This window comes from Sphingomonas kyeonggiensis, from assembly GCF_030812785.1.
GTDB lineage: Bacteria > Pseudomonadota > Alphaproteobacteria > Sphingomonadales > Sphingomonadaceae > Sphingomonas > Sphingomonas kyeonggiensis_B.
Genome location: NZ_JAUSTJ010000002.1, coordinates 1,509,578 through 1,521,728, shown reverse-complemented (window position 1 = coordinate 1,521,728; position 12,151 = coordinate 1,509,578). Strand labels below are relative to the sequence as shown.

General features: G+C 67.3%; 9 protein-coding genes. 4 read left to right on the top strand and 5 right to left on the bottom strand.

Annotation, left to right across the window (positions count from 1 at the left end):
• Position 1: 1 nt before the first annotated feature.
• Positions 2 to 1,594: a long-chain fatty acid--CoA ligase gene (locus J2W22_RS16855; protein WP_307119385.1), complete on the top strand. Its 1,593-nt coding sequence runs from the start codon at positions 2 to 4 to the stop codon at positions 1,592 to 1,594.
• Positions 1,595 to 1,757: 163 nt separating this feature from the next.
• Here the strand turns inward: J2W22_RS16855 and J2W22_RS16850 are convergent, their stop codons facing one another.
• Positions 1,758 to 4,367, bottom strand: coding sequence for a M1 family metallopeptidase (locus J2W22_RS16850; RefSeq protein WP_307119384.1), 2,610 nt, complete (start codon positions 4,365 to 4,367; stop codon positions 1,758 to 1,760).
• Between the two features lie 305 nt (positions 4,368 to 4,672).
• Here J2W22_RS16850 and J2W22_RS16845 point away from each other — a divergent pair, with 305 nt between their 5' ends.
• Positions 4,673 to 6,772, top strand: a complete 2,100-nt coding sequence (locus J2W22_RS16845; RefSeq protein WP_307119383.1) for a GDSL-type esterase/lipase family protein — start codon at positions 4,673 to 4,675, stop codon at positions 6,770 to 6,772.
• A 108-nt stretch (positions 6,773 to 6,880) separates the two neighbouring features.
• On the opposite strand, the gene J2W22_RS16840 is transcribed toward J2W22_RS16845, so the two are convergent.
• Complete coding sequence (locus tag J2W22_RS16840; RefSeq protein ID WP_307119382.1) at positions 6,881 to 7,951, bottom strand: PA0069 family radical SAM protein; 1,071 nt, start codon at positions 7,949 to 7,951, stop codon at positions 6,881 to 6,883.
• Between the two features lie 52 nt (positions 7,952 to 8,003).
• Here J2W22_RS16840 and J2W22_RS16835 point away from each other — a divergent pair, with 52 nt between their 5' ends.
• Both J2W22_RS16835 and J2W22_RS16830 read left to right on the top strand, forming a co-directional pair.
• The gene (locus tag J2W22_RS16835; RefSeq protein ID WP_307119381.1) at positions 8,004 to 8,345 is read left to right on the top strand and encodes a VOC family protein; all 342 of its coding nucleotides are present in this window, start codon (positions 8,004 to 8,006) and stop codon (positions 8,343 to 8,345) included.
• Between the two features lie 99 nt (positions 8,346 to 8,444).
• On the top strand, positions 8,445 to 8,960 hold the full coding sequence (locus tag J2W22_RS16830) for a YbjN domain-containing protein (RefSeq protein ID WP_307119380.1): 516 nt from the start codon (positions 8,445 to 8,447) through the stop codon (positions 8,958 to 8,960).
• A 152-nt stretch (positions 8,961 to 9,112) separates the two neighbouring features.
• Here the strand turns inward: J2W22_RS16830 and moaB are convergent, their stop codons facing one another.
• The 3 genes from moaB to J2W22_RS16815 are packed head-to-tail and all read right to left on the bottom strand — an operon-like array spanning position 9,113 to position 12,151.
• Entirely contained in the window at positions 9,113 to 9,640 is a 528-nt protein-coding gene (gene moaB / locus J2W22_RS16825) for a molybdenum cofactor biosynthesis protein B (protein WP_307119379.1), read from the bottom strand.
• Positions 9,627 to 11,429, bottom strand: coding sequence for a lytic transglycosylase domain-containing protein (locus tag J2W22_RS16820; RefSeq protein WP_307119608.1), 1,803 nt, complete (start codon positions 11,427 to 11,429; stop codon positions 9,627 to 9,629). The genes moaB and J2W22_RS16820 overlap by 14 nt, the downstream gene beginning before the upstream one ends.
• A gap of 2 nt (positions 11,430 to 11,431) precedes the next feature.
• Entirely contained in the window at positions 11,432 to 12,151 is a 720-nt protein-coding gene (locus tag J2W22_RS16815) for a uracil-DNA glycosylase family protein (RefSeq protein ID WP_307119378.1), read from the bottom strand.

Below are 12,151 nucleotides of genomic sequence, written 5' to 3'. Positions count from 1 at the left end.
GATGCTGGGTGGAATGCAGGATTTCGAGCTGCGCGTGACCACGCTGCTCGATCACGCGGCGCGCGAGCATTGGGGACGGGAGCTCGTCACGCGCTGGGCCGATGGCAGCGAGACGCGCACCACCTGGGCCGGGATCGCCCGCGACAGCCGCAAGCTCGCCCAGGCGCTCGAGCGGCTCGGGGTGAAGAAGGGTGACCGGGTCGGCACGCTGGCGATGAACCATAGCCGCCACCTCGTCGCCTGGTACGGCACCGCCGGCATGGGCGGGCTGGTCCACACGATCAACCCGCGCCTGTTCGACGATCAACTCGCCTTCATCGCCAACCATGCCGAGGACAAGGTCCTGTTCTACGACCGCGCCTTCGCGCCGATCGTCGAGCGGTTGAAGCCGCAATGGACGACGATCGAGCATTATTTCTGCTTCGACAGCGACGGCCCCGACGGGTTCGAGGTGTTGCTCGCCGCCGAGGACGGCAATTACGAGTGGGTGAAGGGCGACGAGCGCGAGCCCTGCATGATCTGCTATACCAGCGGCACCACCGGCAATCCCAAGGGCGTGATCTACACCCACCGCTCCAGCGTGATCCACGCGATCGCCGAGATGCAGCCCGATGTGTTCGACCTGTCGGCGCGTGCGGTGGCGATGCCGATCGTGCCGATGTTCCATGCGGTCGGCTGGGGCCTGCCCTGGGCGGGCGCCGCGGCGGGGATCAAGTTCGTCTTCTCGGCGGTCAACGATCCGCTGGTGCTGTGCGAACTGATGAACCGCGAGAAGGTGACCCACACCGCCGGCGTGCCCACCGTCTGGTTCGCGATGTTCCAGTATATGGACGCGACCGGTGCGAAGCCCGAGCATCTCAAGATCGTCACCATTGGCGGTTCGGCCGCGCCGCGCGCGATGATCGAGCGGCTGATGAAGATGGGCATCCGCGTCAACCACGCCTGGGGCATGACCGAGACCTCACCGATCGGCACGATGGGCGCGCCCTCCTGGGACTGGGACGATCTGAGCTTCGAGGCGCAGGTCGACCAGGTCTGCAAGCAGGGCAAGGTGCCCTACGGTGTCGAGCTGCGCGTGGTCGATGACGAAGGCGTGGTCCAGCCGCGCGACGGCAAGAGCTCGGGCCGGCTGCAGGTACGCGGCCCCTGGATCGTGCAGAGCTATTTCAAGGCGGACGAGCCCGCGGTCGATGCCGACAACTGGTTCGACACCGGCGACGTCGCGCTGCTCCACCCGGACGGCACGATGCAGATCACCGATCGCGCCAAGGACGTGATCAAGTCGGGCGGCGAGTGGATCAGCTCGGTCGAACTGGAGAACGCCGCGGTCGGCTGCGCCGGCGTCGCCGAGGCGGCGGCGATCGGGGTCCATCACCCGAAATGGGAGGAGCGCCCGATCCTGCTGGTGATCCGCAAGCCCGGCAGCGACGTGACGGCGGAGGAAGTGCAGGCGCATCTCGCCCAGCATGTCGCCAAATGGTGGCTGCCCGACGAGGTGCATTTCGTCGAGAGCCTGCCCCACACCGCCACCGGCAAGCTGCTCAAGACCGCGATCCGCGCGCAGTACAAGGACTTCAAGCTGGCGGCGGCCTAGGCCTTTCAAATTCCTCCCCCAGCTTGCTGGGGGAGGGGGACCGCGCGACGCAGTCGCGTGGTGGAGGGGCCGCCGACGAAGGCGGCGTCCCACCATTGCCCCTCCACCATTCGCTACGCGAACGGTCCCCCTCCCCGAGACAAGCTCGGGGAGGAATTGAAGGTCACATCCCCGCGAAAGCCGCCGTCACTTCATCCGCCTTGGCGTCCTTGAACCGGGCGCAGTTGCGGATGCCTTCCACCGCGCGATCGAGCGACAGCGTGCTGCCGCCTTCGGCGCGCAGCTTGGCGTCGACCGTGTCGGCGGCCGCCAGCGAGCATTGCGACTTGAACATCTGCGCCGAGCGGCCCGAGAAGATGCCGCCGCCACCGCTGGCCTTCGAGAACTCGTCGAAATGGGCGAGCATATAGTCGAGCGCCGAGTCGCGGGTGCTGGCGTCGTTCATGAAGATCGCCGAGGCGAACAGTCGCTCGCGCGGGGTGTAGCGGGCGTCGTTGAACTCGGTGAAATACCATTTGGCGACATCGGCATTGCCCGAGCCGGCGATGGCGCGGAACGCCGCCTGGCGCAGGCCCGGCGTCTTGCCCGCCAGCGCAGCCTCGGCAAGCGTCTTGGCGAAAGGCACGCCGCGATCCTCGACCGTGACGGTCAGCGCCAGCGACGCGAAGTCGTTGTCCAGCGCCTTGGTGTCGCCGGCCAGCCAGGCATCTGCCGCCGCGCTCAGCTTGGCGCGAAGTGCCGCGTCATGGCCATTGTCGGCGACGAAACCGACAAGCTGCTCGCGCAGCTCGGCGGTGTCGGCATTGTCCTTTTCATGCGCGCCGGCCTTGGGATCAAAGCCGATCTTGTCGAGCATCGGGCCATAGATATCGACGAACAGCTTGCGATAGGCGGGCAGGGCGGCCTCGCCGATCAGCCCGCGCTGGCGCAGGCCGGCCAGCCGTTCGCCATTGTCGAGCTGCATCTTGGTCTTGGGATGCTGCGCCATCGAACGGGCCAGCGCGACGAGCTGCTGGGTCCTGGCCTTGCCGGCATAGAAGCTCGCCCACAGGCTGTCGTCCACCGCCAGCGCCTCGCCGGTCGGCAGCGTCGGGGCGGCGGCGATCAGCGCGTCCCAGTCGGTGGGATCGAGGTCGAAGCGATAATAGCCCCAGCCGCCCGCATTGGGTACGAGCGTGCCGGTGCCGTTCGAGACGATCGGCGCGCTCGGCTTGTCGAGCAGCATGCAGTTCTTGGTCTCGCCTTGGCGGGTGCAGAGCGGGACGATCCACTGCTGCGCCGGCGCATTGGTGCCGAAATAGGCGAAGCGCTGCTGGCTGGCGGTGGTGATGCCGTTCTGGCGGTGGAAGGTCACGACCGGCACGCCCTGCTGGTCGACGAAGCTGCGCAGTGATTCGAGCACGCGCGGATCGTGCGCGGCGTCGGCAAGCGAGCCGAAGAACTGCTCGGTGGACGCGTTGCCATATTCATGGCGCTTCATGTGCAGGCGCACGCCGTCGCGGAACTTCTCGTCGCCCATATAGGCGGCGATCATCCCGACGACCTGGCCGCCCTTGCCATAGGTGATCTGGTCGAACGCCGCATCGATATCGGCATCGTTGGTGATCTTCTGGTGGATCGGCCGGCCGGCGACCAGCGCATCGAGGTCCATCGCCTCGAAGCCTTCCCCGATCGCATCCACGCCGATGTCGAGATCGGGACGCCATTCATTGCCGATCCGGTACCCCATCCAGTTGGCGAAGCTCTCGTTCAGCCAGATGTCGTCCCACCAGGCCGGGGTGACGAGGTCGCCGAACCACTGGTGCGAAAGCTCGTGCGCCACCACCATGCCGAAGGTCTGCTTGCGCGACGTCGCGTCGCTCTCGTCGACGAACAGGATGCCGTCGCCATAGATGTCGGCGCCCGCATTCTCCATCGCGCCCGGCATCACCGGCGAGCCGATCTGGTCGAGCTTGGGGAAGGGGAAGGGCTGGCCGAAATATTTCTCGAGCAGCGCGACGATCGGGCCGGAATTGTCCAGCGCGAACTGCATCTCGTCCTTGTACGGCTTGGTACCGACGATGCGCAGCGGCAGCGGAGCCTTGCGCTGCGCGGTGGCGGGAACCTTGCCGGCGAGGGTCTGGAACGGACCGACGACAAAGGCGACCAGATAGGTCGGCAGCGGCTTGGTGGCGATGAAGCGGTGCCTGACCAGCTCGCCGACCTTGGTGGCCTTGCCCGTCTCGGGCGCGTTGCTCAGCGCGACGAAGCCCGGCTTGGTGGTGAGCGAGACGGTGAAGGGTGTCTTGAACCCCGGCTCGTCGAAGCCCGGGAAGGCGGCGCGCGCATCGATCGATTCGAACTGGGTCCAGCTGTACCAGTCGCCCGCCACGTTGATGCGATATGGCCCGGAGGCGCCGCCGCCGAAGGCCGCGTCATAGTCGAACTTCAGCGTGACCTTGCCCGGCTGCACCGTCTTGCCGAAATCGATCTGGGCGAGACCGTGCGGGCTCTTCTGGGTGAAGGTCAGCGGCACTTCCTTGCCGCCGACGATCGCCACCGCCTTGGTGACGTTGAGGTTGCGGCCGTGCATCCACACCGCCTGCGCTGCCTTGTTCAGCCGCACGTCGATCTCGGCATGGCCACTGAAGCGCGGCTTCTCCGGCACGATCGTCAGGTCGAGCCGATAGGCGAGGGGCGTCACCGTGTCCGGCAGCTTGCCGGTCGGCTGGGCATCCTGGGCTTGGGCGAGGGCGGGAAGGGTGAGAGCGAAAGCAAAGGCAAGCGCGCGCATGAGGCATCCTTATGGTCTGCCGCAGGGCCTAGGCCCGCCGCGATGCGCGCGCAATCCGCGAACTGTTTCGTTCCGCTTACCGTATGTTTCCTGATTATGTCCGAATCGGCCATACAGCTAAAGAGGTATCAGGTCCTCGGACCCGGGCGGCGTTTTGATCCCTCTTTCCGCCGCCCCACCTTTCCAGGCCACCGCACCCACGCGGTGGCCACCCTTTCCCCGCTACCCGCGAAACACTTGGCCATTGCGCCGAAACATGGCTTGGCTATTGGTAGCGCTATCATAAGACTATACGGGAGAGGGATATGGGGCTGATCGCGCGCCTGCTGGCGCTGGTCCTGCTGCTGGGCGCCGCGGCGGCGCCGGGCGAGCGCTGGGTGACGGCCTGGGCGACATCGCAGATGATCCCCGGCAACAATGCACTGCCGGTCGAGGATCTGAAGGATGCGACGATCCGCCAGATCGTCCGCATCCAGATCGCCGGCACCAAGCTGCGGGTGCGCCTCACCAATGCCTATGGCACCCAGCCGCTGCGCATCGGTGCGGTGACGATCGCGCGTTCGGTCGATCCCGCCTCGGCGCGGATCGACGCGGCCAGCCTGACCGGCCTGCGCTTCGGCGGCGCGAAGAGCGTCACCATTCCGGCGGGCGCCGACTATTGGTCCGATCCGATCACGCTTCCGGTAAAGGCGGGCGCGGACCTGGCGATCACCCTCTATCTGCCCGACGCACCGGCACAGCAGACCGGCCATCCGGGCTCGCGCGCGACCAGCTACATGTTGCACGGCGACCATAGCGGCGATGCCGACCTGCCCGGCGCCAAAACCGCCGATCGCTGGGTGCAGATCGGCGCGATCGAGACGGTCTCGACCAGGGCATCGGCGGTGGTGATCCTCGGCGACTCGATCACCGACGGGTACGGCGTCCAGCCCAATACCAATATGCGCTGGACCGACGCGCTCCAGCGCCGCCTGCTCGCCACGCCCGAGCTTGCCGACATGGCGGTGCTCAACGCCGGGATCGGCGGCAACCGGCTGCTCAACGACGGGCTCGGCCCCAATGCGATGGCGCGCTTCGATCGCGAAGTGCTGAGCTATCCGGGCGTCACCCATCTCGTGATCTTCGAAGGCGTCAACGATCTCGGCACGCTCACCCGCGATGCCCCGGCGACGCCCGAGGCGCATGCCGCGCTCGTGGAGGGGATGATCGGCGCCTATCGCCAGATGGTCGCCCGCGCCCGCGCACACGGGATCAAGGTGATCGGCGCGACGATCACGCCCTATGGCGGCTCGGCCTATTACCACCCGGACGCGCAGAACGAGGCAGATCGCGCCGCGGTCAACGCCTGGATCCGCACGCCCGGCAATTTCGACGGGGTGATCGATCTCGATGCCGCGATGCGCGATCCTGCCGCGCCGACGAAGCTGCTGAAGGCGTACGACAATGACGGGCTCCACCCCTCGGTCGCCGGCTACCAGGCGATGGCGGATGCGGTGCCGCTGTCGCTCTTCTCGGACAAAGTGAAGGACAAGGGCAGGGTGGCCGCGGCACCGGCCGCGCCCGCGCCGATGATCGCCTTCACCTTCGATGACCTCACGGCCCATGCGCCGCTGCCTGCGGGCTATACCCGTACCGGTATCGCCGAGCAGATCATCGCGGCGCTGAAGGCAGGCAATGCGCCGGTGATGGGCTTCATCAACGGCGTCCAGCTCGAGCGCGAGCCGGCCTCCGCCCCCGTGCTCGACAAATGGCGCGCGGCGGGGCTGCCGCTCGGCAATCATGGCTGGAGCCACGCCAACCTCAACGACCTGAGCGACGCGCAATTCCTGTCCGAGCTGGAAAAGAACGAGCCGATCCTCAAGGCGAAGATGGGCACGGCCGACTGGCGCTGGTTCCGCTATCCGTTCCTGTCCGAAGCCTCGGCCGACCCGGCGAAGCGCGCCCGCATCCGCAAGCTGCTGGCAGAACGCGGCTACAAGGTCGCCACGGTGACGATGGATTTCTCCGACTGGGCGTTCAACAACACCTATGCCCGCTGTGTCGCCAAGGGGGATGCCGATGCGATCCTCAGGATGGAGCATAGCTGGCTGGGCAACGCCGCGGTCCAGGCCGACCGGTCCCGCGAGATGGCCAAGGCGCTCTACGGTCGCGACATCCCCTATGTGCTGCTGATGCACCTCGGCGCCTTCGACGCGCACATGATGCCCCGGCTGATCGCGCTGTACCGCGAGAAGGGCTACCGGTTCGTCTCGATCGAGGAAGCGGAGCGCGACGCCTATTATGCGCCCGAGACGAACCCGGCGCTGCCGCCGCAGCCCCAGGGGCTGAACGGCGCGATGGCGGCAAAGGGACTGAAGGAGCCCCTGGCACCCGCGTTGCTGCCGCTGGATACGATGTGCACCTGATCTCCCTCTCCCCTCCAGGGGAGAGGGCCGGGGAGAGGGGCCTGTCGATAGCTGACCTCAATTGCCCCTCTCCCCAACCCTCTCCCCGCAAGCGGGGAGAGGGAGAAATCAGAACAACTCCCCCTGCGCGCCCCTTGGCGGCCGGAACAGGTCGGTCCGGAGCCGCAGCACCTCCTGGTCCAGCCCATAGCGTTTCGCCGCCATCTTGAACCGCGTCCGCAACAGCTCCGCCCATGGGCCGTGCCCCCGGAAGCGAGTGTGGAAATTGGGGTCGTTGTCCTTGCCGCCGCGGATCGACTGGATCGTTGCCATCACCTTGCCGGCGCGATCGGGGAAATGGGTGTCGAGCCAGGCGCGGAACAGCGGAGCGACTTCGTGCGGCAGCCGCACCGGCAGGAAGAACGCCGTCCGCGCGCCCGCCTCCGCCGCGCGCTCGAGGATATGCTCGATCTCGTGATCGGTCACCTGCGGGATCACCGGCGCCAGCGAGACGAACACCGGCACGCCCGCATCGGCAAGCTGCCGCACCGCCTGCAGGCGCTTCTCCGGATGCGGCGCGCGCGGCTCCACCGTCATTGCGATCTTCGGATCGAGCGAGGTGATCGAGAGCATCACCGCCGCCAGTCCCTTCCTCGCCATCGGCGCAAGGATATCGAGGTCGCGCGTCACCCGGTTGGACTTGGTGGTGATGGTCAGCGGGTGGTCATGCTCCGCCAGCACCTCGATGCAGCCCCGCGTGATCCGCCACTCCGCCTCGATCGGCTGATAGGGATCGGTGTTGGTGCCAAAGGCGATCGGCCGGCAGATATAGCCGCGCTTGCCCAGCTCGGCGCGGAGCAGCTCGGGCGCATCGGGCTTGGCGAACAACTTGCTCTCGAAATCCAACCCCGGCGACAGGTCGAGATAGGCGTGTGTCGGCCGGGCGAAGCAATAGATGCAGCCATGCTCGCAGCCGCGATAGGGGTTGATCGAGCGATCGAAGGCGATGTCGGGCGACTGGTTGCGGGTGATGATCGTCCGCGCCCGTTCGATCGTGACCGAGGTGCGCAGCGGGGGCGGGGCGTCGTCCAGCGCCGCGCGCATGTCGAGCCATTCCCCGTCCGCCTCGCGCGCGGGAAGGTTGAAGCGGCTGCTCGCCTCGTTGAGGGTGGCGCCGCGCACCGGCCGACTCTTTGCCATTGCCAAAGCCTAGGCGCGCATCTAGAACATAGCAAGAACATTGGAGACGGACATGGCACGGATCAGCTATCTCGAACTGCCCTCGAAGGATGTGGGAGGCACCCGCGACTTCTATGCGAAGGCATTCGACTGGAAGTTCACCGATTTCGGCCCGGACTATGCGGCGACCACCACCGGCGACACCGATCTCGGCATCAACGGCAGCACCGATCATGTGATCGAGCAGCTGCTGCCGATCATCGAGGTGCAGGATCTCGAGGCGGCGTTCGAGGCGGTGAAGGCCGCGGGCGGCGAGATCGTCGTGCCGATCTTCAGCTTTCCCGGCGGACGGCGCTTCCATTTCCGCGATCCGGCGGGGAACGGCCTCGGCGTGTTCGTCAACGAACCGGAATGATTGCCGCGCCGGGGTGGCGGGGATAGGGTTGGCCGAACAGGGATTTCCGGCGTGCCTGGGCATGGCCGGGAATCCCGCACCGCAAATGCAGGAGGGGGAATGATGCGGGGTGCAATGATGGCAGTCGCGCTGGCGGCAGGCATCTGGGCGATGCCGGCGATGGCGCAGGGCGCCGATCCAGCCCGGATGGTCGATCTGTCGCGGCCCGAGCAGGTGGCCAAGCTTCTCCAGGAGGCGGGCTACAAGGCCGAACTGCTGAAGCACGATTCGAACGGCGATCCCTATATCTCCAGCGCCGCCAACGGCTCGGCGTTCACCATCGAGTTCTACGATTGCAGCGCGGCCAAGGGCTGCACCTCGATGCAGTTCTTCTCCTGGTACAAGAAGGAGCCCTATTTCTCGGTCGAGATGGCCAATCGCTGGAACGCCAAGAAGCGCTTCCTGCGTATCGTGATCGACAAGGATGGCGACCTTTCCACCTGGATGGACGTCACCACGATCGGCAAGGTCAGCTTCGCCAATTTCTCCGATACGGTCGACTGGTGGCAGTCGATGACGGCCGACCTGTTCACCTTCATGGACGAGGAAGAGAAGGCGGCTGGCGGGAATAAATAGGGGTTCGGGGCGCCTCGGTCATTACCTTCGTCACCCCGGCCTTGTGCCGGGGGCCACCAGGCCTCCCGTCCTGAGCAAGAGCCTCTTGTCCGACGCGTGCCTCCCGGTGGACCCCGGCACCAGGCCGGGGTGACGGGTAGGACAATGGGGCTTCAGCGCTCCCCCAGCCGCGGCAGCAATTCCACGAAGTTGCACGGCTTGTGCCGGATATCGAGCTGGCTCGCCAGGATGCCGTCCCAGGCGTCGGTGACCGCGCCGGTCGAGCCGGGCAGGGCGAAGATATAGGTGCCGCGCGCCACGCCCGCGGTCGCGCGCGACTGGATCGTCGAGGTGCCGATCGACTGGTAGCTGAGCCAACGGAACAGCTCGCCGAAGCCGGGGATCTCCTTTTCCTGCACCCGCGTCAGCGCCTCGGGCGTCACGTCGCGCCCGGTCACGCCGGTGCCGCCGGTGGTCAGCACCACCTCGACCTGCGGATCGCCGATCCAGCGTTCCAGCTGGGCCACGATCGCGTCTGCATCGTCCTCGATGATCGCGCGCGCGGCCAGCACATGCCCCGCCGCCGTCAGCCGCTCGACCAGCCGGTCGCCCGATCGGTCGTCGGCCAAGGTCCGCGTGTCGGAGACCGTGAGCACCGCGATCCGCACCGGGCGGAAGGCGATGCTGTTATCGATTGGCATTGCCATCCTGGTGGAAGGCGAGCTTGCGCGCGCTGAGCCGCACCGCGGCCGGGCCCTGCATGCCGGGGAATTTTGGCCACATGCCCTGGGCCAGCGCCTCGCGGCTGCTCGACTTGCGGCCCTCCTGGTTCTCGTACATCCAGTAGTTGCGCAGCACGGTCATCACGTAACCGCGCGTCTCCCAATAGGGGATGCTCTCGATATAGAGCAGCGGATCGCCGCCATCCTTGATCATCGCATTCCAGTTGGCGACCGGGGTGGGGCCGGCATTGTAGGACGCGATAACCTTGGGCAGCAGGCCGCCGGTGAAAGGCTGGTCGCGCAGCTGCTCGAGATAGGACTGGCCGATCTCCATGTTGACCGAGGGCTTGGTCAGGTCGCTGGCGGCATAGTTCATGCCGTTGCGCCGGCCGATGTCGATCGCCGCGCCGGTCTTCACCTGCATCAGGCCCATCGCGCCGGCGGCACTGCGGATCTCCGAGTTGAAGCGCGATTCCTGCAGCGTGTGGGCGAACACCAGCGCCTTGTCGACGCGCCAGCCGCCCGCCGGGGTCCAGTTCGGCGCCGGATAGCGCGCGGCGGTCAGCGGTTGAGTACCCTGCGGGCAGTTGTGGGTGAGCCAGAGCTGGGTGGAGGGCAGGCTCAGCCGGCCCGCCAGGCGGGTCAGCGCGAGATGCTCGGATGCCGAGCCGATCTTCGCCTGGTAGCGCAGCACCTCGTCGGCCAGCCCGTCCTCGTCGATCTCGACCAGGGCAGCGGCGACGCGGACGTTCGGACGGCGCTCCAGCGCGCGCCAGTCCTCGGCGACGAACCTCTCGCCCTTGCCGGGCTTGTCCTCGATGCCGAGCGCCGACTTGGCGAGCAGGCCGTAAAAGGTCTCGCCATATTGCGTGGCGGCGCGCAGCTTCACTTCGACCTTGTCGGGATGGCCGCACGCCATCTCGGCGCGCGAGCCCCAGTAAAGGCCGGCGGAGCGCAGCTCGGTATCGGCGGCGCGGGTGGCGACGCGCTCGAAGGCGGCGGTGGCACCGGCGCAATCCTGCTCGCGCCAGGCGGCGAGCCCGGCGACCCAGTCGGCCTGCGGGGCCCAGTCGCCCGATCCGTCCTGCGCCTTGGCGGCGACGCGGCGGGCATTCTCGTCATCGCCTGCGACATAGTAGATCCAGGCGACCTTCTGCTGCCACTCGGTCTTCGCCTCGGGCGTCAGGTCGGCTTCGAACTTGCTCACCACGCCCTCGGCCTCGAGGCCCTGGTCGGCCTTCACATAGGGCTGGATGGCGAGCGCGATCTCGGTGGCGGCGGTGTCGCTCTTGATCGAGCGGGCACGCTGGCGGACCGGGGCACCGTCATACCAGACGAGGCGCGCGGCGGCCGGGATGGCGGGGGTGGAGACCGCGCCGCGGGTCCGGGCCATGCGGCTGAGCTGGTCGGCCTGGGGCAGCTCGGGCGCGTCGCCGATCAGCTGGAGGATCGGGGCGAGCTCGACCTTGGGCGAGTTCTTGGCAGTGTAGAGCTCGGCGCGGGCGATCGAATGGAGCGGGCCCGGCTTCATCGAATCGAGCTGGAGCTGGGCATCCTGCCAGCGCTGTGCGCGGATCGCGGCGAACACCTTGCGGTATCCGGCCTTCTGGTCCGAATCGAGCTGCTCGGGGATGCCGTCGCCTTCACGCGGGGCCGGGGCGGCGGCGCCGTCTTCGGCAGCGTTGGAATTGGTGGTGCCGGCCGGCAGATCGGCGGCATGGGCCAGCGCCGGTGACGCGATCAACGCGGCGGCAAGCAGGATACGCATGGTCACAGGGTCCCCCGGGTCAACTGCAGCAGATGCTTCCAGGCTTCGCTCTTGGCGGCCGGGCGCTCCAACAGGAAGCGCGGGTGCAGGCTCGCTACGGCTGCGGTTTTGCCACCGAAGTGGTTAACATCAACTAAACCATTTGCTGCGCCTCCGTCATTCGTCTCAGCCAGGACACGGCTCGCCGTTTGTCCCAAAATCAACAGCTTAGCCGGCTGGAGCAGCTTGAGGTGATGCTTGGTGATCTCGATCAGCCGGCCCTCCTGGTCGGGCGGGATCCGGCCGGCGAGCGGGCGGGCGACGGCGAGCGGCAGGAAATATACCGAATCACGCGCGATCCCGGCGGCGGTCAGCATGCGCGCGAACAGCTTTCCGGCGGCGCTGTCGGCGAGAATTTCGCTCTGGTCGTCGCTTTCCGGCATGTCGGTCAGCACGACGATCTGGGCATTCGCGGGGCCGCTCGGGGCGATCCTGGGGGTCATCCAGCCGGCCTCGGGCACGGTCTCGCCGGTGCGCCAGGCGGTGAAGGCGGCAAGCGTATCGGGCAGGACCTCCGGCTGGGGCGACGTTACGGCAGCCTGCGCCACCTGCACGGGCGCCGGCCGCGCGAGCCAGTCGCGAGCCTCATCCTCCTGAAGGGTTTCGACACCCGCATCGCGCCACCATTCGAGTGCGCTCGCAAGGGTACGCCCCCAATCCGCTGTGTATTCGCCTCCCACCAC